Origin of the sequence: Salinarimonas ramus (assembly GCF_014645695.1) — a bacterium.
GTDB lineage: Bacteria > Pseudomonadota > Alphaproteobacteria > Rhizobiales > Beijerinckiaceae > Salinarimonas > Salinarimonas ramus.
Window position 1 is genome coordinate 277,770 of the sequence record NZ_BMMF01000005.1, and the last position, 25,248, is coordinate 303,017.

Genomic DNA, 25,248 nt, shown 5'->3' on the forward strand with positions numbered 1-25,248 from the left:
GGTCGGCACCCCGTGCCGGCCGGGCTTTTGGCGTGCGCGCTCGCGGGGCAGGCATCGCTGATGGGTGCGAGAACGCAGAAAGGCCCGCGTCGTGCGCGGGCCTTTTCGTGTCTCGATTGCTCGAGCGAGGCGCGACGCCGGGCGGTCCCGGAGGACCGCCGCGGGCGATCAGTCCTCGGACTTCGGCGTGAGGACCTGGCGACCGCGATACATGCCGGTCTTCAGGTCGATGTGGTGCGGGCGGCGAAGTTCGCCCGAGTCCTTGTCCTCGACATAGGTCGGGGCCTTCAGCGCGTCGGCGGAGCGGCGCATGCCGCGCTTGGACGGCGACGTCTTTCTCTTCGGAACGGCCATGGTTCGTCTCCGGTCACGGCATGCGCCGGCGCGCGCGTGCGTCCGCGCCCGCCGGCGGGTATCTGGGTCGAGGCGCGGTCTATATACGCTCCCGGCGCGCTTGCCTACCCCGAAAACGTGCCCGGCGCACGATTTCCGCGGCGCCGGGCGGCGGCGTCTCGCGCCCGTCGGCGGCATTCCACTCGGGGCGCCGATGCCCTAGTTTCGAGAGCACGCGATACGACGAGAACCAGCCATCCAGGAGGACGACATGGCCGCCAACCTGCTCACCCGAGAGGAGCGCGACGCGATGCTGCCGGGGCTCACCGGCTGGACCATGGTGGAAGGGCGCGACGCGATCCACAAAAGCTACGTCTTCGCCGACTTCGTCGCCGCCTTCGGCTGGATGGCGAAGGTGGCGATCGTCGCCGAGAAGCACGACCACCATCCGGAATGGTTCAACGTCTACAAGACGGTGGAGGTGACCCTCTCCACCCATGACGCGGGCGGCCTCACGAAGCTCGACGTGACCCTGGCGCAGGAGATGGATCGCCTGGCGAGCGGTTGAAGAAATTCAGCGATAGGTTGAATCTACGCGATCTTGATACGTTTTGCTTGTCTGCCGACGCACGAACGTCTACGAACGAGCTGTGGCGCACGCGCCACGTTCACGACCGAGGGAATGCCAGGGCTGTGCAGACGAGCCCCATGCGGAGGTCGGTTCTCCGCATCATCGGGCGCGTGCCGCGCTCGTTCGTGAGGAGGGATGTGCCATGTCGTGGATCATTCCACGCATCAGCGTGTCCTTCAGCTTCCGCATGGTGCGGAAGACGAGCTTGCACCTCGTCTTCCGCGTGGCCATCGGCGGCTGAAAAAGGGCGGGGAGGGGGAAACCTCTCCCTGCCACTCCAAGAGCAATATAGCAGCCGGCACCCGCGGATGCAACGATAGCGGGAGACTGCGCACGCCGAACCTCCTCATCGCGTCGCCGCGACGAAGCCCCCGTCCACCACGATCTCCGTCCCCGTCACGTAGCGCGCCTCGTCGCTGGCGAGGAACGCCACCGCGTTCGCGACGTCCCAGGCGTCACCCATGAAGCCCATGGGGACCTGCGCGTTGCGGGTGGCGACGAAGCCGTCGTAGTCGCCGCCGGCATACTTGTCCGCCAGGCGCCGCACCAGCGGCGTGCCGATGAGCCCGGGCACGACGGCGTTCAGCCGCACACCCTTGGGCGCATAGAGCACCGCGGTGGCGCGCGTCATCTGCAGGAGGGCCGCCTTGGCCGCGGCATAGGCCACCTGCGGCTTGCCGATGTAGCGCAGCCCCGCGACGGACGAGACGCTGACGACCGCGCCCTTGCCCTGCCGCTCCATGATCGGCAGCACCGCCTTGCAGCATAGCCAGGCGCTCTTCAGGTTGACATCCATCTGCGCGTCGAAGACGGCCTCGTCCATCTCCACGGGACCGCCCGGCTCGGAGCGGCCGACATTGTTGACGAGAACGTCGATGCGCCCGTGACGCTCGACGATGGCGGCGACGAGCGCCTCCACCTCGGCCCGGCTCGTGACGTCGCAGGTATGCACCTCGCAGGAGCCGCCCTCGGCCTCGACGATCCGGCGCGTCACCTCGGCCGCGTCCGGATCGCGGTCGCAGCCGACGACGTGCGCGCCGCGCCGGGCGAGGAGCGTGGCGATGGCCTGGCCGTTGCCCCAGCCTTCGCCCTTGGAGCCGTCGGCGCGGGAGCCGCAGCCGGTGACGAAGGCGATCCGGTCGGTGAAGTCGAGCATCGGAGGTCCCTTATGTGATTACTATGGTTTCCCTAAGGTATATTAGGCCGCTTCACAAAATCCCGAAATGGAGCATTCGTGCAAACCTCGCTTTTGGATCTGAGCCTTAAGCTTTCCTGAAACCGAGGAGGAGCCCTATGTTCAATTTCGGGAAGAACGAACGCGGCAACGTGACCCTCTCCTTCGCCCTCATGGTGGTCCCCATGCTCGGCCTCACGGGAGCGGCGGTGGATTATACGCGTGTCGGCGCCGCGCGGGAATTTGCTCGCAGCGTCGGCGACGCGACGGCGGTGCGGATCGCGTCGGCGGACGACGACATCGCCGCGCAGGCGCTGGGCGGGGCGAAGGCCTTGCTGCAGGAGCGCTACGGCGACCAGCTGGAGGCGCTCGACGTCACCGGCCAGTGGCTGGACGAAGCGCACTATTCCGTGCGCATCGAGGCGGCGGTGGACACGCGCATCCTCGCGGCGGTGCCCGGAATGCCGCGCGAGATCGCGTTCAGCCTGGAGAGCGTGACGAAGCGCATCCCGCCGACCTACGCGACGACCCCGCCGCACCAGTCGCTCCTGGAGCCGGAGGCGGCGGACTACAATCGCATCTACCTCTATTGCTACGACGACGAGCGCGCCGACGAGCCCGACCGCGGGCGCCGCGCGCTGACCCCCATCGCCGACAACGGCTCGCCGCCGACGGACTACGCGGCGCAAGGGTTCGCGCTCCCCACCTGCGGACCGGGGGAGGTGGTCAGCTACATGCTGCGCAACGTGCGCAGCGCGCGGCGCTACCCGAACCGCTGGGACGATCCCGCCCAGGAGGTCTACGAGTACTATGCCGACACCGTGCTCGATCCCGAGACGCGGGTGATGGTGCACGACGTGCGCGGCTATCGGGTCGTCGGCGGCAGCACGCGCACGCCGATCGACATGAGCGTGAGCCCGATCCTCGAGACGATCCGATGCGCGACGCTCGCCGAGTGCAAGCCGGTCTCGCAGGGCGGCATCGTGCCCAATCGCAGGACCGGCCGCGATCCGCGAACGGCGACGGCGGCCTGCCAGGAGGGCATGTACATGTATTTCGGCTGGGAGGACCGCCCGCCGGGCCTGGGCTGGACCGACCGAGACTACGACGACATTCGTCTCGTGGTGAACTGCCCCGTGCGCGAGCGCGTCACCGACAAGCAGGTCCTCATCGTGAAGTGAGGCCGCAGGCGCGGCGCGCCTCAGGTGCCGCCGAGCTCGGCCACGCGGGCGCGAAGGCGCACGATTTCGGCTTCCAGCCGACGGATGCGCGCCTTGAGCGCCTCCTCGCCGGGGGTGGCGATGCTGGTCTGCTGCGTCGCGAAGGCCTCCTCGCCGTCGCCCGACGGGCTTGCGCCCTGCGCGTCGAGGAAGGTGATGCCGGCCTCGCCGCCGGTGCGCCAGCGCAGCTCGGCCCGGTGCACGGCGTTGAGCTGCGGGATCACGATCTCGAAATGGTGCGGGATAGTGATGCCTTCCGAGAGCGCGAGCTTCGCGCCGGTCTGGGATATGTTGCGCACGACGCAGTCCACCGTCACCGCGCCGCCCCCGTAGCTGAGCTTCGCGGCGATGAGGGCGCGGCGGCGGGGAGCCGTGCGGTGGTCGGCGGGATCGGCAGTCTCGGTCATCGGAACGGTCCTTCCGAAGACCGAGCCTAGCCGCATGCCGCGAAGGAAGGCTTAACGGGATCGCGTGGTTCCCGTGGTCCCCGCCGGCGCCGATCCGGGCCAGCTGAAATCGTCCGCGCGGCCGGGGACGGGCCCCGGCGCGACGCCGTCGGCCAGGACGCGCTCGTTGAGGAGCCGGATCGAGCGATCCGCCAGCGGCGGCGCGGTCGCCAGCGCCGCGCCCTGGGTGCGGGCGGACGCGGTGAGGGGCAGGACGGGGCCGATGGCGGGCGCCGGCGCCGGCTCGTCGAGCTCCGGAATCTCGACGCCCGCCGCGGTGAGGCGCGCGACGATCTCGTCCACGGAGAGGTTCTCCAGGTTCTCGATCGCGGCGATGCCGACGGCGCCGGCGGGCACCTCCCGGCTCTCGCGGGCGAGAGGGCCTACGTCCCGCGTCAGCAGACGGCGGATCTCGACGTCGACGAAATGCGCCGCCTTGCGTCCGCCGGCCGGGGTGAAGTGGATGCCGTCTCCCGCCCGCAGGCGCGCGATCTGCCCCTCCAGCGTCGGGCCGTTGTCGGAATAGCGGTTGTCGTCGTCGACGAAGGCCTGCCAGATGTCGACGTAGATCCCGTCGGCCCGGGTGACGCGCCCGCGCACGATCTCGTTGATCGCCTGGAGATCGGCGGAGAGACGCGAGGAGCGCATGGGCGGCAGGCCGACCCAGATCAGCGGTATCCGCGCCTGGGCGAAACGCTCGATGATGGTGTCGACGCGCGCCGCGTAGGCCTCCTTCCAGGGCTCGCCGAGGCGCTCGAGCCGCCCGTCCGGCGTGGCGATGTCCTGGCGGTCGTTGAGGCCCACGAGCACGACGCCGATGTCGAAACGCTCGTCTCCCGTGAGGAAGGGCTCGATCTCGGCGCGCCAATCGTGGAAATCGTCGCGCACGAGACCCGACGAGCCCTGCGCGCGCGTCGCGACCATCACCTGCGGCTGGTCGGAGAGCACGTCGGCGAGCCCGTCGCCGAGATTGGTCGCGAGGGAATCGCCGAAGACCACGACGCGATGGGTGACGAGGACCTCGCCGGGGGCGACGGCGGCTGCGGCGCTCTCCGGCGGAGCTGTCGCGGCCGAGGCCGGCGCGGGCCTCGTGACGCGTCTCTGGCGCGGGCGCTCGCGCTGCGCGGGGGCGGCCTGTGCCGCCGGCGCCGGGTCCGAGCGAAACATCTCGAGGAAGATGCGCCGCTCGTCGTCGTTGGCGCGGGCGTCACGGGTGCTCGTCGCGGCGCCGAGGAGCAGCGCCGCGAGGACGAGGAGAGCGGTCACGAACGGGCGAGGGGCGCGCGTCATGGTCTGCCATGATAGCGCGCTTCGGCCCGCGCGTCAGCGCCTCATCGACGGCGTCAGCGCCCCCTGAGCGCTTCGAGCAGGGCGACGTCGGCATAGCCGTCCGGCGTCAGCCCGCGCGAGAGCTGGAATCGACGAACAGCCTCGCGGGTCATCGAGCCGATCTTGCCGTCGACGGTGCCGTCGTAGAGGCCGAGCCCCGCGAGGCGCGTCTGCAATTCCCGCCGCTCGTCGCCGCTGAGCATGCGCTCGTCGCGCGGCCAGGAGCCGCGCACGCCGCCGCCGCCGGTGAGGCGCTGGCCCAGCAGGGCGACGCCCATGGCGTAGCTGTCGGAGGAATTGTAGCGCTTGATCACGTCGTAGTTCGACGTGACCAGGAAGGCGGGCCCGGAGGCGCCGGCGGGCAGGAACAGCGTCGCCTCCGCGCCGCCACCGGGAAGCGCGCCGCCGTTGGCGGGACGCACGCCGAGCGCCGCCCAATTCGCCATCGGCATGCGCTGCTGGGCGTAGTCGAAGCCCGACGGCAGGCTCACCTCCACGCCCCAGTCGAGGCCCGGCCGCCAGCCGTGCTCGCGCAGATAGTTCGCCGTGGAGGCGAGCGCGTCCGGGATGGAGCGCCAGATGTCGCGCTTGCCGTCGCCGTCGCCGTCCACCGCGTAGCGCAGGTAGCTCGTCGGCATGAACTGGGTGTGGCCCATGGCGCCGGCCCAGGAGCCTTCGAGCTCGCCGCGGGAGATCTTGCCCTGCTCGAGCACCTCGAGCGCCGCGAGCAGCTCGCCGCGGAAGAAGTCGCCGCGATGGCGCACGTGGGCGAGGGTGGCGAGCGAGCGGATCACGTCCATGTCGCCGGTGAAGCCGCCGAAATTCGTCTCCATGCCCCACACGCCGAGCACGATCGCCTGCGGCACGCCGTAGGCGCGCTCGACGGAGGAGAGGATCGAGGAATATTGCGCCCGCGCCCGCTCGCCGAGCCGCACGCGCTCGGCCGAGACGGCGTTGTCGATGTACTCCCAGATCGGCCGGGTGAACTCCGACTGGCGGCGCGTCAGCTCGATGATGCGCGGATTGGGCGTCACGCCGCGGAAGGCCGTGTCGAACGTCGCGCGCGAGACGCCGCGCGCCTGCGCCTCCGGCCAGAGCCCGGCGACGAAGGCGTCGAACGTGCCCTGCGGCACGCCCTCCTGCGCCGCGCCCGGATCGAGGCTCGCGGTGGCGATGCCCACGGGCTCGCCGATGCCGGTGCCGGCGCCCGCGACCGTGCAGCCGGCGAGCGGCAGGGTCGCCGCCAGCGCGGCGAGCGCGGCGGCGCGCGCGAGGCGCCGACGCGTGTCGAGGGCTGAGGTGGTGCGCGGCATGTCTGGTCTCATTTCCGAGAGAAAGGTTAACCCGTTCTCGCGGATGCCACCAGATCGTGGTGAAGATCGGATTAAGGGCGGCCGCACCGGCCCCGTCGCGCCCCCCGCGTCACCCGGTCGCGCGGACCGGCTCCGCGCCGTTGCCGAGCCGGCGCTCCCAGGCGAGCGCCTGGGCGACGATCGTGTCGAGATCGGCGAAGCGCGGCTCCCAGGCCAGCGTCTCGCGGATGCGCGTCGCATCGGCCACGAGGGCGGCGGGATCGCCGGCGCGGCGCGGGGCCTCGGCCACGGGGAAGTCGATGCCGGAGATGCGCTTGACCGTCTCCACCACCTCCCGCACGGAGGCGCCGCGGCCGTAGCCGCAATTGAACGTGTGGCGCCCGCCTCGCTCGCGCAGGTTCCGGAGCGCGGCGAGATGCGCGTCGGCGAGGTCCGTCACCTGGATGTAGTCGCGCAGGCACGTGCCGTCGGGCGTCGCGTAGTCGGTGCCGTAGATCGAGAGCGCCGGCCGCAGGCCCAGCGCCGCCTGGGAGGCCACCTTGATCAGGTGGGTGGCGTTCGTCGCGCTCTGGCCGGCGCGGCCCTTCGGATCGGCGCCCGCGACGTTGAAGTAGCGCAGGATGGCGTAGTCGAGCCCGTGCGCCGCGGCGGCGTCGCGGATCATCCACTCGCTCATCAGCTTGGAGCGTCCATAGGGATTGATCGGCGCGGGCGGGGCGTCCTCGTCGATGATCGCGAGGTCCGGCTCGCCGTAGACCGCCGCCGTCGAGGAGAAGACGAAGCGCTCGACCCCGGCGGCCAGCGCCGCGGCGAGGAGCGCACGGGTCTTCATCGTGTTGGCGTCGTAATAGCCGAGCGGATCGGCCACCGATTCCGGCACCACGATCTTGGCGGCGAAATGCATGACCTCCTTCACGCCGTGCTCGCCGACGACCCGCGTCACGAGGGCGGAATTGGCGACGTCGCCGACGACGAGGGGCACGCCCTCGGGCACCATCGGCCGCACGCCCGTGGAGAGATCGTCGAGGACGACCACGGCCTCTCCCGCGTCGAGGAGTGCGAGGACGGCGTGCGCCCCGATATAGCCGGCACCGCCAGTGACCAAGACCGCCATGGGACCTCTCCCGCTTTACGTCGTGCGCGAGGCTGGGGCATTGTGCCCGCGCGCCCCGTTCGGGAGATGATGCAACGGAGCGGCTCAAGGAGCCGTTAAGCCGGCCGGGGCCACCCGGCCGTCGGACGTCGGCGCGGGGGCGAGAACAGCGAGGACCAGACGTCATGAAGCGAATCCGCAAGGCCGTCCTGCCCGTCGCCGGGCTCGGCACCCGGTTCCTGCCCGCCACGAAGGCGGTGCCCAAGGAGATGCTGACCGTGGTGGACCGGCCCGTCGTCCAGCACGTGGTGGACGAGGCGAAGGCGGCCGGGATCGAGCATTTCGTCTTCGTCACCGGGCGCGGCAAGAGCGCCATCGAGGACCATTTCGACATCGCCTACGAGCTTGAGGCGACGCTGGACGCCCGCGGCAAGAAGCCGGCGCTCGACGGGCTCAAGGCCGACCTGCCGAAGGCGGGCGCCACCAGCTTCACCCGCCAGCAGGCGCCGCTCGGGCTCGGCCACGCCGTCTGGTGCGCCCGCGAGATCGTCGGCGACGAGCCCTTCGCGGTGATCCTGCCCGACATGCTGTCGAGGGGCTGCATGACGCAGATGCTGGAGGCCTACGAGCGCCACGGCGGCAACATCATCGCCTCCGAGGAGGTGCCGATGGAGGAGACCTCCAAGTACGGCATCCTCTCGGTGGCGGAGGACCACGGCCGGACCTTCCGGATCTCCGGCATGGTGGAGAAGCCCAAGGTCGAGGACGCGCCCTCCAACCTGATGATCTCCGGGCGCTACATCCTGCAGCCGGAAATCTTCGAGGTGCTGGAGCGCCAGGAGCCCGGCGCCGGCGGGGAGATCCAGCTCACCGACGCCATGAAGACGCTGATGGGCACGCAGGACTTCCACGGCATGCGCTACGAGGGCACGACCCACGACACCGGCTCGAAGATCGGCTTCCTCGTGGCGAACCTGGCCTACGGCCTCGACGACCCGGAGCTCGGGCCGGCGCTTCGCCGAGAGATCGCGCGCCTGACCGGCTGAGCAGGCGGCGGCCGAGGGGGCGGCGGCACCGCCCCAAGGGGCGGTGGACGAGCGCAGCGAGGCGGGCGGGGGCGAATGCCGTCTTGTCTCGTGCATGGCGGGTGCGCGTCGGCCGCGATTGCCCGGCTTCGTCCCGGCGTCTAAGCGAGTAGGTCTCGCTGGAGGACGACGAGACCCATGCCCGATCCGTCGCGACAGGAGGCCGAGGCGCCGCCGCTCACGCTCGCCGGCGCGCTCACCGGCATGCGGCTGACCCTGCCGCTCGTGCCGGGCGTCGTGGTGTTCGGCACGGCCTTCGGGGCGGCGGCGGCGCAGAAGGGCTTCGACGTCTGGCTGACGCTCTCGCTCTCCGCCTTCGTCTTCGCCGGCGCCTCGCAGATGGTGGCGCTCGAGCTCTGGCGGGAGGTGTGGTCCTGGCCGACGCTGCTCTACCTCATGATGGTGACGGCGACGATCAACGGGCGCATGGTGCTCATGGGCGCGGCCATCGCGCCGCACGTGAAGGCCATGCCGCGGGGCATCCGTCTCCTCAACTTCTACGTCCTCGTCGACGCCAATTGGCTCGTCGCGACGCGCTACCACGCAGACGGCGGGCGGGACCTCGGGGTCATCCTCGGCGCGGGCGCGATGCTGTGGGGGCTGTGGGTGCTCGCCACCATACCCGGCTTCCTCGCCGGGGCGCTGGTGACGGATCCGCGCGCCTTCGGCCTCGATCTCGTCATGCCCGTCTTCTTCGCCGTGATGCTGGTGCCGCTCTGGAAGGGGCTCGCCCCGGCGATCCCGTGGATCGTCGCGGGCGCGGTGGCGCTCCTGACCAGCGTCCTCGTCGACGGCTACGCCTTCATCATCGTGGGCGCGCTGGCGGGCGCCGCCGCGGGAGCGCTGCGCGATGGCTGAGGGCGCCCTCTCCGGCATCCTCGCCGGCTTCTTCGCGCATCCGGCGGCGGACTACCTCGCCGTGGCGATGATGGCTCTGGCCACCTACCTCTGCCGCGCCTCCGGAATCCTGTTCATGAGCCGGCTGCGAATCACCCCGCCCATCGACAGGGCCTTGCGCGCCCTGCCGGGCTCCATCGTCGTCTCGACGATCCTGCCGGTGGCGGCGCAAGCGGGCCCGTCGGCGATCCTGGGCCTCGTCGCGGCGGTCGCGACGATGGCGCTGGTTCGGTTCGAATTGGCCGGCGTGGCGGCCGGGCTGACAGCGGTGTCGCTCGCCCGGCTCGCCGGTCTCTGACGCGTGGCGCCTCAGAGCGTCTTCAGGTACTCGAGCAGCGCGCCCTTCTCCGTATCGGAGAGGTCGGTGCCGTATTCGTGGCCGCAGCGGCTGTTGCCCGACGAGAGATCGTCGCAGCCGGTGGTCACGAGCGTGTAGCCGAAGCGCGTCTGCGTGTCGGCGAGGCCCACCGCCTCGATGTCGTAGGTGGGGCCGAGCGCGAAGGAGGCCTTGCGTTCGGACGCCGGCTTCAAGAGCTCCTCCAGGCTCTGGACCGAGCCGTTGTGGAGGTAGGGCGCCGCCGCCCAGATGCCGTGGAGCACCCGCGATTCGTAGGCGCAGCCCGAGGTCGGCTGGTTCGCCGGCGCCGTCTCCGGCGCCGCCGCGGCCATGGCGCTCAGCTGCGACGCCGCGTCGGTGTTGCGGAAGGCGCCGGAGAGATGCTGGAGCTCGTCCGGCAGGCTCTGCTCGAGCGTCCGCGGCGTGCCGTCGGCGGAAGCGGCGTTCATCGTGCGCACGTCGCTCGTGCCGTGACTGCGGAAAAAGTCCTGGATGATCGCGCCGATCACCGTCGTGGCGAGCAGGTTGAAGGCGGTGTCGGTCGCGCCGAGCGCCGTGCCGAAGGGCATCTTGGCGCCTTCCATCACGCCGGTCTGCACCGTGCGCTGCAGGACGGAGCACTCGCGCGCGTCCGTGCCGACGTCGACGATCGGCGTCGCCCAGGTCTCGTGATGGATCGAGCGGAAGGCGCCGCGGGTGATGCCGTGGCATTCCACGCAGCCGCCATCGGAGGTCGCGCGATCGAAGATCTCGGCCCCGCGCGCGGCGAGCGCATGGTCCACCTCCCAGGGCCATTTCGGCGCGCCGATGTCCCAGATCAGCGTCTCGAGCGCTCTGAGCCCCGTGAAGTTCGCGGAATTGTTCGTGATGTAGTCGCGGTCGAGCTGCAGGAAGCCGCTCTGCGGGATCGGGTGGAAGACCGCGAAGACGCCGTAGACCTGGCCGAGGTTACGCGACAGGCCGAGGATGTCGTTGCCGTTGTCGGCGAAGCCCGGCCATTGCGTCTTGTCCTGGCGCGCTGCGTTCCACAAGAAGGGATAGCGGGTCGGCGCGTCGGCGAGGGCGATGTTGTCGGCGATGAGGTAGCTCGGCGCCTCGCCCATGTCGAGGCCGGCGAGCCGGTTGAAGATCATCGACACCGCGTCGAGGCGCGAGGGGCCCCAGGCCGGATCGGGCAGGGAGCGCGCGATCAGCGTGCCGAAGCGCAGCTCCCAGGTCTCGACGTCGATGCGCAGCGTCTCCTTCTCCACCGCGGTCGCATCCGCGCCGAGAACGGCACCGGCGAAGGTGTCGAAGGCCGTGTCGCTGGCGAGCACGGCCTTCACGGCCGTGTCGAGATCGGCGAGGAAGGGCTGGAAGTCGACGATGCCGGGCCCGCCGTCGATGCGGTAGTTCGTGCCCGAGACGTCGATCTGGCGCGTGTGGCACGCCGAGCAGGTCATGCCGATGGCGGGCGCGCCCGCGTAGTTGGCGACGGTGAAGCCGATGGGCACGTTCTGCGTCGTGGCGCTGGGGTTCGGCAGGTAGCCGTAGCGCGACAGGCTGGCGTCCATGAAGGGCGTGCCGTCGGGCAGCGTCAGCGCCTGCATCCAGGCGAGCGGCATGATGACCGAGCCCTGGTCCTGCGTGTAGAAGGCGTCGCGCTTGGCCGGCGTCCAGGCGTCGCCCTGGTCGACATGGACCGTCTGCGCGGCGGCGGGTGCGGCGACGAGCGTGACGGCGAGCGCGGCGGCGCGCGCGGCCGCCCACGAGAGCGAGCGTGACGGTCCCGGCGGACGCGTCGGCGAGCGGGTCGGCATGATGGAGATCCCCCAGAGTTTCACACGCGCTAGATGCGTGTATGGCCACGCTATCACGACCCTGGGATTCGCTCATGCGGGGGAGTACTTACTAGCTCGGATTGCTTCCAAGGTGGCCCCGGGCGCTGGAGCGGATGCTTTTCCGACCGACCGTCCTGGTGCATCATGCACGGCATGGAGCGGGACACGATCATCGCCGACCTTTCGCGCCACGCCGATGCCGTCAAGGCCCGCGGCGCCGCGTCCATGTGGCTGTTCGGCTCCCTCGCCCGCGGAGACGCCCGCCCGGACAGCGACGTCGACCTCTTCCTCGACTACGATCCGCAGGGGCGCTTCTCCCTCCTCGACCTCGTCGGCATCAAGCTCTACCTCGAGGAGGTGCTGCGGCGCCCGGTCGACGTCACCACCCGCGACAGCCTGCACCCGAAGCTGCGGGGGGATATCGAGTGGGATGCGGTGCGCGTGTTTTGACCCACCGATCGCTCGATATCGTCCTCGACGAGATGCTCGACGCGATCGCGCAGATCGAGCGCGCATGCGCGGGCAAGACTGTCGCCGACCTAGAGAGCGACTGGGTTCTCGCGAGAGCCATCGAGCGTGGTCTGGAGATCGTGTCGGAGGCGTCGCGCCACCTGCCGGACGAGGTCAAGGCACGATACCCCGACATACCCTGGCAGGCGGTTCGCGCGTTGGGCAACGTCCTGCTGCACGAGTATCATCGCGTCTCCGGCAGGATCGTCTGGAACGTCGTCACCGACGACCTGCCGAAGCTGGCCGAAACGCTGAAGCAGATCGCCGACGGCGAGAAGCGCCCGACGGCCGAGTGAGGAGACGCAGACGAAAATCACCGCAGCCGCGCCTTCACCCGTTCCGCCAGCCAGTCACGCGTCGCGCGATAGGCGTCGAGGCGCTGCTCGCGGGTGCCGGTCTCCAGCGTCGGGTCGGGCGTGGGCCAATATTCCACGTCGGCGGCGATGTACCGGGTCAGCTCGAGCGCGGCGTGGTGGGCCTCGGGCGTGAGGCTGACGATCAGGTCGAAGCTCAAGCCCTCGTATTCCTCCAGCTCGTCGAGGGTGCGGCAGCGGTGGCGCGACGCGTCGATGCCGAGCTCGTCCATGGCCGAGATCATGAATGGATCGGGCTCGTCCTCCTTGCGCACGCCCGCGGACTGGACGTAGGTCGAGCGCCCGAAGAAGTGCCGCGCCAGCCCCTCCGCCATCGGCGAGCGAACGGCGTTGTAATTGCACACGAACAGCACCGAGTGCACGCGCGAGCCGTCCGCGGCCACGGGCTCAGCCCTTCCAGTGCAGCGCGAAGATCAGCGTGAAGATGCGCCGCGCCGTGTCGAAGTCGATCTCGACCTTGCCGGAGAGGCGCTCCACGAGCAGTTCCGCGGCCTCGTTGTGCAGGCCGCGCCGGCCCATGTCGATGGCCTCGATCTTCTGGGGCGAGGCCGTGCGAATGGCGGCGTAGTAGCTCTCGCAGACCGTGCGATAGTCGCGGATCACGCGCCGGAACGGGGTGAGGGAGAGCAGATGCGTCATCAGCGGCTCTCCCGCCTCCGTCTGGATCTCGAAGGCGAGCTTGGCCTCCACCAGGCCGAGCTTGAGCGCGTAGGGCCCGTCGTCGCGCCCGGGCACCGCGAAATGGTTGGTCTCGACGATGTCCCAGATCGCCACCGCCCGCTCGTGCTCCTGGTCGGGATTGCCGCGGCCGATGGAGGCCTCGTCGAGCACGACGCGCACGAGCCGCTCGTTCGTCCTCTCGGCCATGTCCGCTCCGCTGCCCGCCTCGCCGGGCGTGACCCTAGCGCGCCCGCCCCCGTCGTGCAAAGGGCGAGGGCACGACCGCGCGCGATCGCAAGCGGAGGCGACGAAATCGCCTCTTTCGGCAGATTTGCGAACGTGCTCGTGTCCGCTCCGCGCCCGGCGCGAGCACGCGCGCGCACGAAGACACGACGAGAGACCAGACCCGTGACGTCGCCAGAGATCCCGACTTCCGAGACCGCCGACGTCCTCGTCGTCGGCGGCGCCGCCATGGGCTCCTCGCTCGCCTATCATCTCCTCGCGCATCCCGGCTTCTCGGGGCGAGTCGTCGTCGTCGAGAAGGACCCGACCTACCGGCTGTGCGCATCCGCGCTGTCGGCGGCCTCGATCAGGAGCCAGTTCTCGAGCCCGGTGAACGTGCGCATCTCGCTCCACGGCATCCGCTTCCTGCGCGCGATCGCGGAGCATCTCGCCGTCGAGGGCGAGGTGCCGGAGATCGGGCTGAAGGAGGGCGGCTACCTCTATCTCGCCACGGCCGCCGGCGCGGACGTCCTGCGCGAGAACCACGCCGTCCAGATCGCGGAGGGCGCGGACGTCGCGCTCCTCGATCCCGACACGCTCGTCGCGCGCTTCCCCTGGCTCAATCCCGGCGAGGACGTCGTGATGGGCTCGCTCGGGCTCTCGGGGGAGGGCTGGTTCGACGGCTGGGGGCTGCTCCAGGCCTTCCGCCGCAAGGCGAAGGCGCTCGGCGCGCACTACGTCGCCGGCGAGGTGGTGGACGTCCTGCGCGGGGGCCCGCGCGTCACGGGCGTCGTCCTCGCGGACGGGCGACGGATCGCCTGCGGGACGCTGGTGAACTGCGCCGGCGCGGGCGGGCGCACGGTTGCCGCGATGGCCGGCGTCGACCTGCCGGTCTTCGCGCGCCGTCGCTACGTCTTCACCTTCTCCTGCCGCGGCGACGTGCCGAACTGCCCGCTGATGATCGACACGTCCGGCGTCTACGTCCGCCCGGAGGGCGAGAGCGCGGACGGGCGGCAATTCATCTGCGGCGTCTCCCCCGATGCGGTGGAGGACGAGGGCCTGTCCTGGCGCGACGAGGACCCGGCGAGCCAGGACGTCGACTGGACCTATTTCGAGGAGCGGATCTGGCCCGCGCTCGCCGCGCGCGTGCCCGCCTTCGAGGCCATCCGCCCGGGCGCGGCGTGGGCGGGTCCCTACGACATGTGCGCGCTCGACCACAACGCGCTGCTCGGGCCCGCCGCGCCGCAGGGGCCGGAGAACTTCCTGCTCTGTAACGGCTTTTCCGGCCACGGCCTGCAGCAGAGCCCCGCCGTCGGGCGCGGGCTCGCGGAATGGATCGTGGAGGGGCGCTACGCGACGCTCGACCTCTCCGACCTCGCCTTCGCACGGATCGCAGAAGGGCGGCGGGTCGTCGAGCGCAACGTCATCTGACGCAGGCGCTCTCTCGGTGCCCGCGCCGGCGGGAATTGCGGGCATGCGCCGCGAGAAGCGTGATCGCCGCCGGCGTCATGCCCTCGATGCGCGCCGCCTGGCCGAGCGTGCGCGGGCGCACGCGATCGAGCTTCGTGCGGATCTCGTTCGAGAGCCCGGGCAGCGCCGTGAAGTCGATGTCGTCGGCCAGCACCACGCTCTCGTCGCGGCGATGGGCGGCGATGTCCGCCGCCTGCCGGTCGAGATAGACGGCGTAGGTCGCGTCCGTCGTGAGCCGCTCGCGAAGCACGGGCTCGATCTCGCCGAGCTCCGGCCAGACCCGCGCGAGATCCTCGAAGGAGACGTGGGGGTAGGACAGGAGCTGGAAGGCGGAGCGGCGGATGCCGTCCTGGTTGAGCGCGAGCCCGGCGCGGGCGGCCTCCGCCGGCGTCACGCTGCGCGCCTCGAGCGCCGCGCGGGCGGCCGCCAGCCGATCGCTCGCCTGTCCGAAGAGCCGCGCCCGCTCGGGCCCGACGCAGCCGGCGGCGATCCCGAGCGCGGTCAGCCGCTCGTCGGCATTGTCGACGCGCAGGCTCAGCCGGTACTCGGAGCGCGAGGTGAACATGCGGTAGGGCTCGCTGACCCCGCGGGTCACGAGGTCGTCGACGAGCACGCCGAGATAGGACGCCGCGCGATCGAAGACGACGCCCTCGCCGCCGCCGGCGAAGAGCGCGGCGTTGAGGCCGGCCGCGAGGCCCTGCGCGGCGGCCTCCTCGTAGCCCGTCGTGCCGTTGATCTGCCCGGCCAGGAAGAGGCCGGCGATGCGCTTCGTCTCGAGCGTCGGCGCGAGGCTGCGGGGGTCGACGTAATCGTACTCGATGGCGTAGCCCGGCCGCAGGATGCGCGCGCGCGCGCAGCCGGGGATCGCCGCGACGACGCCCGCCTGGACGTCCTCCGGCAGGGAGGTGGAGATGCCGTTGGGGTAGACGGTCGGGTCGTCGAGCCCCTCGGGCTCGAGGAAGATCTGATGGCCGTCGCGATCGCCGAAGCGCACCACCTTGTCCTCGATGGAGGGGCAGTAGCGCGGGCCCGTCGAGGCGATGTCGCCGGAATACATGGGCGCGCGATGGAGGTTGGCGCGGATGAGATCGTGCGCGGCCGCCGTCGTGCGGGTGATGCCGCAGGCGATCTGCGGCGTGGTGATGCGCGTCGTCAGCGCGGAGAAGGGCACGGGATCGTCGTCGGCTTCCTGCACGTCGAGCCCGGCCCAGTCGATGGTGCGCCCGTCGAGGCGCGGCGGCGTCCCGGTCTTGAGCCGCCCGAGCGCGAAGCCGAAGCGCTCGAGCGTCGCCGAGAGCCCGAGCGAAGGCGCCTCGTCCACGCGCCCGGCGGGGATCTTGCGCTCGCCGATATGAATGAGCCCGCGCAGGAAGGTGCCGGTCGTGATCACGACGGCGCCCGCGCGGATGCGCCGGCCGTCGGCCAGCAGCAGCGCCGCGACGCGCCCGTCCACGACCTCGATGTCGTGCGCCTCGCCCTCCACGATCGCGAGGTTCGCCTGCGCGGCGAGCGCCGCCTGCATGGCGCGGGCGTAGAGCCTGCGGTCGGCCTGGCTGCGCGGACCGCGTACGGCGGGCCCCTTTCGGCGGTTGAGCAGGCGGAACTGGATGCCGGCCACGTCCGCGACGCGGCCCATCAGCCCGTCCAGGGCGTCGATCTCGCGCACGAGATGGCCCTTTCCGAGCCCGCCGATTGCCGGATTGCAGGACATCGCGCCGATGGTCGCGGCCTTGTGCGTCACGAGCGCGGTCGCCGCCCCCGTCCGCGCCGCCGCGGCGGCGGCCTCCGCACCCGCATGTCCGCCGCCCACCACGACGACGTCGTAGCGGTCGAGAGGATCGTCGGGGCCGATGAGGGCGGGCATGGTGGTGCGGTCCGGGCTTTGAGGGTCGCGTCCGATATACAGAGGCTGGGCCCGCGCATCCAGGGGCGGGGTGGCGGACATGGAGCCTCACTTCCCGATGCAGAACGCCCCGAACAGCGCGTCCAGCACGTCCTCGACGTCCACGCGGCCGGAGATCGTGCCGACGGCGCGGGCGGCGAGGCGGACGTCCTCGGCGGCGAGCTCGGTGTCGCCCGCCTCGAGGGCGCGCGCGCCGCGGGCGAGCGCGTCGTGGGCCGTCTGAAGGGCGATGCGGTGGCGCGCGCGGGTGACGACGGCGTCGGACCCGTCGCCGACCGTGTCGCGGGCACGCGCCTCGATCGCGGCGAGGAGCGCATCGATCCCCTCCCCCGTCGCCGCCGAGACGGCGAGATCGGCCGCCACGGGGGGCGCGGCGGCCGGAAGCGCGGCGACGAGATCCGCCTTCGTCGCCACGTGGAGGTGGGGCGTAGCGGCCGGCTCCGGCGGCGCGGGCGCGTCGCGGGGGTCGAGCCAGACGACGAGATCCGCGCCGGCGATCTTGGCACGGGTGCGCGCGACGCCTTCGGCCTCGATCGTGTCGCTCGTCTCGCGCAGGCCGGCGGTGTCGATGAGCGTCACCGGCAGGCCGCCGAGATCGAGGCGCACCTCGATGGCGTCTCGCGTGGTGCCGGGTGTCGCGGAGACGATGGCGACGTCGCGGCGGGCGAGGGCGTTCATCAGCGTCGACTTGCCGGCATTGGGCGGGCCGGCGAGGACGACGACGTAGCCGTCGCGCAGGCGCTCGCCGCGCCCGGCATCGGCCAGCGCCCGGGCGATCTCGCCTCCGAGCGCCGTCATCGCCGCCGCGGCCTGCGCCTCCACAGAGTCCGCGACGTCGCCTTCGTCGGAGAAGTCGAGGGCCGCCTCGAGGAGCGCCTGAGCCTCGACGATCCGCCGGCGCCAATCCTCCGCCAGCCGGCCGAGCCCGCCTTCGAGCTGCCGCAGCGCCTGGCGGCGCTGGGCCTGAGTCTCCGCCTCGATCAGGTCGGCGAGGCCCTCCACGGCGGAGAGGTCCATGCGCCCGCCGAGGAAGGCGCGGCGGGTGAACTCGCCGGGCTCGGCGTGGCGGCAGCCCGGCACGTGGGCGAGGGCGTCGAGCACGGCGGTGCGGGTCGCGAGCCCGCCGTGGACGTGGAGCTCGGCCTGATCCTCGCCGGTGAAGGAATGCGGAGCGGGGAAGTAGGCGACGAGGGCCTGGTCGAGCACCTCGCCGGTGGCGGGCGCGCGCAGGTCGCGAAGCGCGAGCCGCCGGGGCGCGGGCACGCCGCCGGCCAGCGCCTCCAGCACGGCGCGCGTCGCGGGTCCGCTGACGCGCACGACGCAGATCGCCGCGCGGCCCCAGCCGGAAGCCGGGGCGAAGATCGTGTCGGTCTGCGATGAAGACGGGTCGGGCGAGGCGGATCCGGTCAAGACGGGCTCCCGACGGGGCGATGCCGATCGGCCGATCATGCGTTTTCGGCGCGCGCGGTCCGCTCGTCGCCGGACGACCCTCGGCACGGCAAAGGGCCGCGTATCGCTCGACGACGCGGCGCTGCTTTCGGACACCTGGTAGGAAAACTGGAGCGGGCGAAGGGATTCGAACCCTCGACCCCAACCTTGGCAAGGTTGTGCTCTACCCCTGAGCTACACCCGCTCGCTCCGGACCGCGGTGCGTCGCCCGCCGTCGAGGCCGGTGATATGAACCAGGCGAAAAGGGAATGCAAGGGGAAAATTTCGGGCCGAGGACGATCTTTTTCCGACGATCTTTTCGGCGGCCTCGCCGGCACCCTGTCCCATGCGCCGCGGACGCTACCGCAGGCTTGAGCGCACCGGCGCCCTTCGCGTAAGAGGTGGGCCATGGACGACCGCACGCACGCCCCCCTCGACCCGCAGGCGCTCTTCGCGCTCCTCGACCGGCACGGCACGCCGCACAGCACGGTGGAGCACGAGGCGGTGTTCACCGTCGCGCAGTCGCAGGCGATCGAGCGCGACCTGCCGGGCGGCCACACGAAGAACCTCTTCCTCAAGGACAAGAAGGGCAGCCTCTTCCTGGTGACGGCGGAGGCCCATGCGCGCGTCGACCTCAAGCGGCTGCACGTCCCGCTCGGGGCGGCGAGCCGGCTCTCCTTCGGCTCCGCCGAGCTCTTGCGCGAGGCGCTCGGCGTCGAGCCGGGCTCGGTCACGCCGCTCGCCCTCGCCAACGATCGCGCGGGGCGCGTGCGCTTCTTCCTCGACCGCACCCTCGCCGGGTTCGAGACGATCAACGTCCATCCGCTCGTCAACACCATGACGACGGCGATCCCCACGCCCGCGCTCGTCGCCTTCCTCGCGGCGATCGGGCACGCGCCGACGATCGTCGACCTGCCGACACCACCCGAGGAGGAGGCGTCGGCGCCCTCCCCCTGAAGGCCCGCGCCCCCTGGCAGGTCGTGGTGTCGCACCCCATCTCCCGCACCAGAGCACGAGAAGCACGGGCGCCCCATCGAAAAGGGCCCCGGACGACAGGAGCCGAACCGACATGCTGGCAGACGGATCGAATCTCGGCGGCGGCCTGCCCGACGGCGCGCCGGCGGACCTGATCAAGGACACGACGACCGCGACGTTTCGGGAGGACGTGATCGCCGCCTCCATGCGCACCCCGGTCCTCGTGGACTTCTGGGCGCCCTGGTGCGGTCCCTGCAAGCAGCTCACGCCCGTCATCGAGAAGGTGGTCCGCGCCGCCAAGGGCAAGGTCAAGCTCGTCAAGATGAACATCGACGAGCACCCCTCCATCGCCGGCCAGCTCGGCATCCAGTCCATCCCGGCCGTGATCGCCTTCGTCCAGGGTCAGCCGGTCGACGGCTTCATGGGCGCCCAGCCCGAGAGCCAGATCAAGGCCTTCATCGACAAGCTCTCGGGCGCCGCCGGCCCCTCCCCCGTGGAGCAGGCGCTGGAGGAGGCCGCGACCCGCGCCGGCAAGGGCGATGCGCAGGGCGCGGCGGAGCTCTATGCCGCGGTGCTCCAGCGCGAGCCCGACAACATGGTCGCGCTCGGCGGCATGGCGAAGCTCCACGTCGATCTCGGCGACGTCGACGGCGCCGAGCAGATGCTCGCCATGGCGCCGCCCGAGAAGGCGCAGGACCCCGCCCTCGTCCCCGCCCGCAAGGCGATCGAGCTCGCCCGCCAGGCGGCGGCTCTGGGCGACGTGGCCGAGCTCGAGGCGCGCGTTTCCGCGAACCCGGACGACCATCAGGCCCGCTTCGACCTCGCGCTCGCCCTCAACGCGCGCAACGAACGTGTGCGCGCCGCCGAGGCGCTGGTTGAAATCGTGCGCCGGGACCGTAGTTGGAACGAGGACGGGGCCCGCAAGCAGCTCGTCGAGTTCTTCGAGGCGTGGGGTCCCAAGGACGAGGCCACGATGGTGGGTCGGCGCAAGCTCTCCTCGGTCCTCTTCCGCTGATGATCGGCGGGAGCGGGCGGCGGCGGGGAGCGATGCGCCTCCGCCGGGCGAGGGTCGATCGCGAGCGCGGGAGTACGAGGTCATGGCGATGAACGCCACCTATCGCGGGCCGCAGGACTGCCCGGGCATCATCCCGGTCTTCCCCCTGCCCGGCGCGCTGCTGCTCCCGCGCGGGCAGATGCCGCTCAACATCTTCGAGCCGCGCTATCTCGCCATGGTGGACGACGCGCTGCGGACCGAGCGCATCATCGGCATGGTGCAGCCGGACGCCGACGCCGGCGCCGCCGGCGGCCCGCCGAGCCTCTACGGCACGGGCTGCGCGGGACGCATCACGCAGCTCGCCGAGACCGGGGACGGGCGCTACCTCATCACGCTCACGGGCATCGCGCGCTTCCGCGTGGCGTCCGAGCTCTCCGCCATGACCGCCTACCGCCAGGTGGAGGCGGACTTCGCGCCCTTCGCGCGCGATTTCGTCGCCCGCGCCGGCGAGGAGGAGGTGGACCGAGAGGGCGTGCTCAAGGCGCTGCGCCAGTTCGTCGACGCCATGGAGGTCGAGGTCGATTGGCGGGGCGTCGAGCAGGCGCCCAACGAGGCGCTCGTGAACGCGCTGTGCATGATGACGCCCTTCGGCGTGCGCGAGAAGCAGGCGCTGCTCGAGGCCGCCGACCTCAAGACCCGCGCCGACGTCCTCATCGCCCTCACCGAGATCGAGATCGCCCGCTCCGGCGACGACGACGGCGAGCCGACCCTGCAATGAGCCCGCCCGCGGACGCGGCGGGTTCTTCGAGAGACCACCCGATGACCGACGAGACCACGCCCGAGAACCAGCCGAGCGGCACTCCCGCGGAGAGCGCGGCGGCCGATCCCATCGCCGTCGACCCGAAGCTCCTCGAGATCCTGGTCTGCCCGCTGACCAAGGGGCCGCTCGAATACGATCACGCGGCGCAGGAGCTGGTGTCGCGCCAGGCGAAGCTCGCCTACCCGATCCGCGACGGCATCCCGATCATGCTGCCCGAGGAGGCGCGCTCGCTCGCCTGAGCGCGACGGCTTCGCGGGCGCCGGCTTCGCGGGCGCCGGCGAGACGCTTCGCCGGCTTTGCGTCTCGTCAATGCGTCGGCTCTCCGGACATGGCATTCTCGTCGCAAAACACGACGAGGAGACGCCCCATGATCAGCCTCATCGACGCCATCGGCCTCTCGGACCTCACCGAGGAGGAGATCGCCGCCCTCGCGGAGCACGAGCACGTGCCCGAGATCGTCGCCGCGACGCTCGGCGCCTATCTGCTCCACGAGGCGCACGGTGCGGAGCGCATCCGCGACATGATGCTCGACGACCTGCGCGCCGCGATCCGCCGCCGGGACCTCGATCACGCCCGCCGGCTCAACGGCGCGCTGCGCCACTTCCTCTCGGAGCATCCGGAGGCGGCGCTCCACCCGCCGTACGCGGGCCGAGGGGCGTGAGGCTGCGGCGTCAGGCGAGGAGCGCGTCGAGGGTGTCGGGATCGAGCCGATCGCCGCTCTGCGTGCGCTCCGCGAGGCCGAAGCCGTCCGCGTAGTCCCAATGCGCCCAGCCGATGCCGGCCGCTTCCGCGCCGCGGCGCACGGCCGCGAGCCAGGCTGCGCGGTCGCGCGGATGCGCGTGCCAGCGCAGGACGCCGAACTCGTTGACGATCACCCGCCGCCCCGTCCGGTGCGACCAGGCGCCCGCGCGCGCGAAATCCGCCGCGATGCGCTCGGCGTCCCACGGGTCGGCATAGGCCTCGCGCACGATGTCCGCCGCCTCGTCCCGGCCCGCGCGCCTCGAGGCGTCGACGAACCCGTCGAGGCGGGCGTCCTCGGGGCCGGCGGGGAAGGGGAGCCCGCGCAGATGCGCGAGCGGATCCCCGTCGCCGTTCCAGTCCGCGCCCTGATGGGTGAAGGCCATCGGGTCGTAGTAATGCACGGCGTAGACGACGTTCGGGTCGTCGAGGGGCGGCGTCTCCTCCAGCGCCTCGATGCGCTGATAGAGGTGCGGCGGATAGACGAGCGTGTGGGCGGGAGCCCGCGCGCGCACGGCTGCCGCGAGGCGCGGCGCCTGGGCGAGCCATATCTCCGCCGAGACGACCGGCTCGTTGAGGATCTCCAGCGCGACCTCGGCGGGCGGCAGGTCGGCGAGGAAGGGGATCAGCGCGTCCCAGGCGGCGATCGCGGCCGCGAGCCCCTCCTCCCGGCGCGCCTCGTGCAGGGCGTTGAAGGCGCCCGTGTCCGGGTGGAGGTCGACGGAGACGACGCATCCCGCGGCGCGCAGCCGGTTCACGGCGTCCCGGACGGCGAGGATCGTCGCGGCCGCCGTGGCTCCGTCGGCGAAATCGGGCCCGACGCGCTCCAGCGGGACGGGCAGGCGCATATGCGTGATGCCGAGCCGGACCAGCGTCGCCAGCGCATCCGTCTCGGGCAGCCCGGCATCGAGCCAGCCGGGCAGATTCACGCCGCGCGCGAGGCGCGAGACGTCGATGGCGAGATCGTCGTCTCCGGCGAAGGCGTCGGTCCCGGCGAGCCCGGGCCGTGCGGCCATTGCGGACGCCACGGATCCCGCGGCCACGCCGGCGAGGAGGCGACGACGCGAGAGGCTCATGGACGCGCGACCTCGATCTCGCGTGCCGTCGCCGCGTGGCCGAGCGGCTCGCGGCGGGTGCGGGTGGCGAGGAGCCAGGCGGCGTGGGGGTTCGTCGCGAGATAGCGCGCGCCGAGCCGCCGCGGCTCGAGCGCGAGGCGCCAGAGCCATTCGAGGCCCGCGCGCTGCAGCGGCATGGGCGCACGCGCCCGGCGCTTCGAGAGGAAGTCGAAGAGCCCGCCCGACGTCTTCACCGCGCCCACGCCCCGCAGGGCGTCCGCGTAGCGCAGCGCGAAGCGCTGCTCGCGGGGAAAGCCCATGGCGAGCCACAGCACGTCGGGGCGCAAGCGCGCGATCTCCGCGACGCGTTCGTCGGCCGCCGCGCCCTCCACGTAGCCGTGATGGGTGCCGACGAGCCGCAGGTCCGGGTAGAGCCGGCGCACCTCCCGCTCGGCGGCGGCGAGGCTCTCGGGATCGGCGCCCAGCATGTAGAAGGTCCGCCCCTGCGCCTGCGCCCGCGTCGCGACGTCGTGGAAGAGGTCCGTCGTCGCCACCCGCTCCGGCAGGGGCGCCCGGCACAGGAGCCGCGAGGCGAAGACGAGCGGCATCCCGTCGGCGTGGATCTCGTCGAAGTCGAGAACGAGCCGGCGCAGCTCCGGGTCCGAGGCGACGAGGGAGAGCACCTGCCCGTTGGCCGAGGTGGACAGGAAGGGCCGTGCGTTCGCCGCCTGCCGCGACGCCGCCTGCGCGAGCAGGATGTCGGCGGCGGCGTTCCGGTCGACGACGCGCAGCGGCAGGCCGCCGACGAGGGAGGCGTCGGCCCGGCGCGGGGCGGTCACGGGCGGGGCGGTCTCCCGGACGACGGGCGGCAGGGCGGGATGGGTGGGGTCGAAGCCGGTCATCGCGCGTTCCTGTAGGCACGGGGGGAGACGAGGGTGAGGATCATGATCTGGAGATCGAGATACAGGCTCCAGTTGTCTATGTAGTAGAGGTCGTGGGCGAGCCGCCGGCGGATGTCGTCCTCGGAGCGGATCTCGCCGCGGCAGCCGTTCACCTGGGCCCAGCCGGTGATTCCGGGCTTCACGCGGTGGCGATAGACGTAGCTCGTCGCCTCGCGCATGAAGGACTGGTCGTGGGTCATGGCGTGGGGGCGCGGTCCGACGAGGGACATGTCGCCGACGAGCACGTTCCAGAGTTGCGGCAGCTCGTCGATGTTCCAGCGCCGCAGCACGCGCCCGATCTTCGTCACGCGCGGGTCGTTCCGCTCCGCCTGGCGCACCACGCGTCCGTCCTCGAGCGTGGTCATGGTGCGGAACTTGAGGATGCGGAACGGCGCCAGGTTGAGGCCGTAGCGACGCTGCCGGAACAGGATCGGGCCGGGCCCGTCGAGGCGGATCGCGAGGGCGACGAGGGCGAGGAGGGGCGCGAGCAGGACGAGCGCCGTCCCCGCCAGCGCGACGTCGAGGAGGCGCTTCGACACGCGCTCGCTCAGCGTCAGCGGCGGGCGGATGAGGCGAAGCGAGCGGTCCTCCAGCCGCGTTCCGGCGACCTGCGGCACCTCGGCGAGGACGTCCTCGAAGGAAACGTAGACCTCGCAGGGGATGGCCCGCAGCGCTTCCACCGTGCGCGCCAGGATGCCCGGGCGCACGCGGCCGAGCGCAATGACGATCTCCTCCGGGCGCGTGAGCCGCGCCAGCGACACGGCGAAGGCGAGATCCTCCTCCAGCGTCGCTGCCGGCGGCGTCTCGCCCTCGGCGGCGGGACCGGTCTCGACGTCGCGCAGCTGCAGGACGGCGGCGACGCGGCGGCCGTGGGCGTCGCGGCCGATGGCCTTCTCGACGCCCCGCACGGCTTCCTCGACGCCGACGACGAGCACGGTGGAATCGAGCATGCGGCGGCTCGTCGCGTAGTCCTGGAGGACGGAGACGAGCGCACGCCGCACGGGCAGGAGCAGGAAGGGCCCGCCGATCGCGACCAGGCCGAGCGCCCCGCGCGAGAGCGCCTCCGCGTCCTTCTGCAGGAAAGCGAGGACGATGAAGGCGACGACCGTGATCTCCCACACGGCGAAGACGTGGCCGATGCTCTCGCGGGCGTGCGGGCCCGGGCGATAGCCGCGAAGCGCCGTGACGATCGCGACGAAGCTCACCGCGAAGACGACGGCGCGCCGTCCCGCGTTCACCTCGTCGGGCGATACGCCGAGCACCACGAGGTGGTAGAGCGCCTCCGCCGCGTAGACGATCGAGTAGGTGGCGAGGAGGTCCCACAGAGCGAGCAGGCTCGACAGCGCGAGCCGTGCACGGAACCGGTCTCGCGCCGGGAAGAGCGAGGACAGGCGCACCGTCCGCTCGGGGGGACTCATGGCGCTCGCCGTGAGGTGCGGCGGCGCCGTTGTCTCGGAATGATCCATCGCGTCCAGCTCCG

The 25,248-nt window shown here is 71.7% G+C and carries 27 protein-coding genes and 1 tRNA gene; 13 read left to right on the plus strand and 15 right to left on the minus strand.

Annotated elements, in window-relative coordinates; translation table 11 throughout:
• Positions 1-168 precede the first annotated feature (168 nt).
• A complete protein-coding gene (rpmF, locus tag IEX89_RS10280) occupies positions 169-354 on the minus strand; it encodes a 50S ribosomal protein L32 (protein ID WP_188912426.1) in 186 nt (61 codons plus the stop codon).
• Between the two features lie 250 nt (positions 355-604).
• On the opposite strand from rpmF, the gene IEX89_RS10285 reads away from it, so the two are divergent.
• A complete protein-coding gene (locus tag IEX89_RS10285) occupies positions 605-901 on the plus strand; it encodes a 4a-hydroxytetrahydrobiopterin dehydratase (protein WP_188912428.1) in 297 nt (98 codons plus the stop codon).
• Positions 902-1,310: 409 nt separating this feature from the next.
• Here IEX89_RS10285 and IEX89_RS10290 read toward each other — a convergent pair whose 3' ends face one another.
• Positions 1,311-2,120: an SDR family NAD(P)-dependent oxidoreductase gene (locus IEX89_RS10290; protein WP_188912430.1), complete on the minus strand. Its 810-nt coding sequence runs from the start codon at positions 2,118-2,120 to the stop codon at positions 1,311-1,313.
• Positions 2,121-2,257: 137 nt separating this feature from the next.
• Here IEX89_RS10290 and IEX89_RS10295 point away from each other — a divergent pair, with 137 nt between their 5' ends.
• Positions 2,258-3,319, plus strand: a complete 1,062-nt coding sequence (locus IEX89_RS10295) for a TadE/TadG family type IV pilus assembly protein (RefSeq protein ID WP_188912432.1) — start codon at positions 2,258-2,260, stop codon at positions 3,317-3,319.
• A 20-nt stretch (positions 3,320-3,339) separates the two neighbouring features.
• On the opposite strand, the gene IEX89_RS10300 is transcribed toward IEX89_RS10295, so the two are convergent.
• From IEX89_RS10300 to galE, 4 genes are all read right to left on the minus strand, one after another.
• Positions 3,340-3,765: a PilZ domain-containing protein gene (locus IEX89_RS10300; RefSeq protein ID WP_188912434.1), complete on the minus strand. Its 426-nt coding sequence runs from the start codon at positions 3,763-3,765 to the stop codon at positions 3,340-3,342.
• 51 nt (positions 3,766-3,816) lie between these two features.
• Positions 3,817-5,094 (minus strand): SGNH/GDSL hydrolase family protein, encoded by a 1,278-nt coding sequence (locus IEX89_RS10305; protein ID WP_188912436.1) that lies wholly within the window; start codon positions 5,092-5,094, stop codon positions 3,817-3,819.
• 53 nt (positions 5,095-5,147) lie between these two features.
• The gene (locus IEX89_RS10310; protein ID WP_188912439.1) at positions 5,148-6,446 is read right to left on the minus strand and encodes a lytic murein transglycosylase; all 1,299 of its coding nucleotides are present in this window, start codon (positions 6,444-6,446) and stop codon (positions 5,148-5,150) included.
• 109 nt (positions 6,447-6,555) lie between these two features.
• Positions 6,556-7,560, minus strand: coding sequence for a UDP-glucose 4-epimerase GalE (galE, locus tag IEX89_RS10315; RefSeq protein ID WP_188912441.1), 1,005 nt, complete (start codon positions 7,558-7,560; stop codon positions 6,556-6,558).
• A 164-nt stretch (positions 7,561-7,724) separates the two neighbouring features.
• On the opposite strand from galE, the gene galU reads away from it, so the two are divergent.
• From galU to IEX89_RS10330, 3 genes are all read left to right on the plus strand, one after another.
• Positions 7,725-8,585 (plus strand): UTP--glucose-1-phosphate uridylyltransferase GalU, encoded by an 861-nt coding sequence (gene galU / locus IEX89_RS10320; RefSeq protein WP_188912443.1) that lies wholly within the window; start codon positions 7,725-7,727, stop codon positions 8,583-8,585.
• 177 nt (positions 8,586-8,762) lie between these two features.
• The gene (locus tag IEX89_RS10325; protein ID WP_188912445.1) at positions 8,763-9,482 is read left to right on the plus strand and encodes an AzlC family ABC transporter permease; all 720 of its coding nucleotides are present in this window, start codon (positions 8,763-8,765) and stop codon (positions 9,480-9,482) included.
• Positions 9,475-9,819 carry an AzlD family protein gene (locus IEX89_RS10330; RefSeq protein WP_188912447.1) on the plus strand — a complete coding sequence of 115 codons (345 nt, stop codon included), beginning with the start codon at positions 9,475-9,477 and terminating at the stop codon, positions 9,817-9,819. The genes IEX89_RS10325 and IEX89_RS10330 overlap by 8 nt, the downstream gene beginning before the upstream one ends.
• Positions 9,820-9,830: 11 nt before the next feature.
• Here IEX89_RS10330 and IEX89_RS10335 read toward each other — a convergent pair whose 3' ends face one another.
• Positions 9,831-11,657 carry a di-heme-cytochrome C peroxidase gene (locus IEX89_RS10335; protein ID WP_188912449.1) on the minus strand — a complete coding sequence of 609 codons (1,827 nt, stop codon included), beginning with the start codon at positions 11,655-11,657 and terminating at the stop codon, positions 9,831-9,833.
• A gap of 174 nt (positions 11,658-11,831) precedes the next feature.
• Here IEX89_RS10335 and IEX89_RS10340 point away from each other — a divergent pair, with 174 nt between their 5' ends.
• Both IEX89_RS10340 and IEX89_RS10345 read left to right on the plus strand, forming a co-directional pair.
• Positions 11,832-12,128, plus strand: coding sequence for a nucleotidyltransferase family protein (locus IEX89_RS10340; protein WP_188912759.1), 297 nt, complete (start codon positions 11,832-11,834; stop codon positions 12,126-12,128).
• Between the two features lie 32 nt (positions 12,129-12,160).
• A complete protein-coding gene (locus tag IEX89_RS10345; protein WP_188912451.1) occupies positions 12,161-12,484 on the plus strand; it encodes a HepT-like ribonuclease domain-containing protein in 324 nt (107 codons plus the stop codon).
• Between the two features lie 17 nt (positions 12,485-12,501).
• Here IEX89_RS10345 and IEX89_RS10350 read toward each other — a convergent pair whose 3' ends face one another.
• Both IEX89_RS10350 and IEX89_RS10355 read right to left on the minus strand, forming a co-directional pair.
• Entirely contained in the window at positions 12,502-12,945 is a 444-nt protein-coding gene (locus IEX89_RS10350) for an arsenate-mycothiol transferase ArsC (protein ID WP_280513914.1), read from the minus strand.
• Positions 12,946-12,949: 4 nt separating this feature from the next.
• Entirely contained in the window at positions 12,950-13,429 is a 480-nt protein-coding gene (locus IEX89_RS10355; RefSeq protein WP_188912453.1) for a UPF0262 family protein, read from the minus strand.
• Between the two features lie 201 nt (positions 13,430-13,630).
• Between IEX89_RS10355 and IEX89_RS10360 the strand changes: the two genes are divergently transcribed.
• Positions 13,631-14,875 (plus strand): NAD(P)/FAD-dependent oxidoreductase, encoded by a 1,245-nt coding sequence (locus IEX89_RS10360; RefSeq protein WP_280513915.1) that lies wholly within the window; start codon positions 13,631-13,633, stop codon positions 14,873-14,875.
• Here the strand turns inward: IEX89_RS10360 and mnmG are convergent.
• The 3 genes from mnmG to IEX89_RS10375 form a co-directional block, all read right to left on the minus strand.
• The gene (gene mnmG, locus IEX89_RS10365) at positions 14,868-16,778 is read right to left on the minus strand and encodes a tRNA uridine-5-carboxymethylaminomethyl(34) synthesis enzyme MnmG (protein WP_188912455.1); all 1,911 of its coding nucleotides are present in this window, start codon (positions 16,776-16,778) and stop codon (positions 14,868-14,870) included. The genes IEX89_RS10360 and mnmG overlap by 8 nt on opposite strands.
• Positions 16,779-16,865: 87 nt before the next feature.
• Positions 16,866-18,227 carry a tRNA uridine-5-carboxymethylaminomethyl(34) synthesis GTPase MnmE gene (mnmE, locus tag IEX89_RS10370; protein WP_244645268.1) on the minus strand — a complete coding sequence of 454 codons (1,362 nt, stop codon included), beginning with the start codon at positions 18,225-18,227 and terminating at the stop codon, positions 16,866-16,868.
• Between the two features lie 148 nt (positions 18,228-18,375).
• A tRNA-Gly gene (locus IEX89_RS10375) sits at positions 18,376-18,450 on the minus strand.
• Positions 18,451-18,653: 203 nt separating this feature from the next.
• On the opposite strand from IEX89_RS10375, the gene IEX89_RS10380 reads away from it, so the two are divergent.
• The 5 genes from IEX89_RS10380 to IEX89_RS10400 all read left to right on the plus strand — a co-directional run bounded on the left by IEX89_RS10380 (position 18,654) and on the right by IEX89_RS10400 (position 21,695).
• Complete coding sequence (locus IEX89_RS10380; RefSeq protein WP_188912459.1) at positions 18,654-19,202, plus strand: prolyl-tRNA synthetase associated domain-containing protein; 549 nt, start codon at positions 18,654-18,656, stop codon at positions 19,200-19,202.
• Between the two features lie 112 nt (positions 19,203-19,314).
• Positions 19,315-20,235, plus strand: coding sequence for a thioredoxin (gene trxA, locus IEX89_RS10385; RefSeq protein ID WP_188912460.1), 921 nt, complete (start codon positions 19,315-19,317; stop codon positions 20,233-20,235).
• 82 nt (positions 20,236-20,317) lie between these two features.
• On the plus strand, positions 20,318-20,992 hold the full coding sequence (locus tag IEX89_RS10390; RefSeq protein ID WP_188912462.1) for an LON peptidase substrate-binding domain-containing protein: 675 nt from the start codon (positions 20,318-20,320) through the stop codon (positions 20,990-20,992).
• 41 nt (positions 20,993-21,033) lie between these two features.
• Positions 21,034-21,273 carry a Trm112 family protein gene (locus IEX89_RS10395; protein ID WP_244645270.1) on the plus strand — a complete coding sequence of 80 codons (240 nt, stop codon included), beginning with the start codon at positions 21,034-21,036 and terminating at the stop codon, positions 21,271-21,273.
• Positions 21,274-21,401: 128 nt separating this feature from the next.
• Positions 21,402-21,695, plus strand: a complete 294-nt coding sequence (locus IEX89_RS10400; protein ID WP_188912464.1) for a hypothetical protein — start codon at positions 21,402-21,404, stop codon at positions 21,693-21,695.
• Positions 21,696-21,705: 10 nt separating this feature from the next.
• Here the strand turns inward: IEX89_RS10400 and IEX89_RS10405 are convergent, their stop codons facing one another.
• The 3 genes from IEX89_RS10405 to IEX89_RS10415 are packed head-to-tail and all read right to left on the minus strand — an operon-like array spanning position 21,706 to position 25,234.
• Positions 21,706-22,848 carry a glycoside hydrolase family 5 protein gene (locus IEX89_RS10405; RefSeq protein WP_188912467.1) on the minus strand — a complete coding sequence of 381 codons (1,143 nt, stop codon included), beginning with the start codon at positions 22,846-22,848 and terminating at the stop codon, positions 21,706-21,708.
• Entirely contained in the window at positions 22,845-23,729 is an 885-nt protein-coding gene (locus IEX89_RS10410) for a WecB/TagA/CpsF family glycosyltransferase (RefSeq protein WP_188912469.1), read from the minus strand. The genes IEX89_RS10405 and IEX89_RS10410 overlap by 4 nt, the downstream gene beginning before the upstream one ends.
• Entirely contained in the window at positions 23,726-25,234 is a 1,509-nt protein-coding gene (locus IEX89_RS10415; protein WP_188912480.1) for an exopolysaccharide biosynthesis polyprenyl glycosylphosphotransferase, read from the minus strand. Before IEX89_RS10415 ends, IEX89_RS10410 begins: the two co-directional genes overlap by 4 nt.
• Positions 25,235-25,248: the final 14 nt, after the last annotated feature.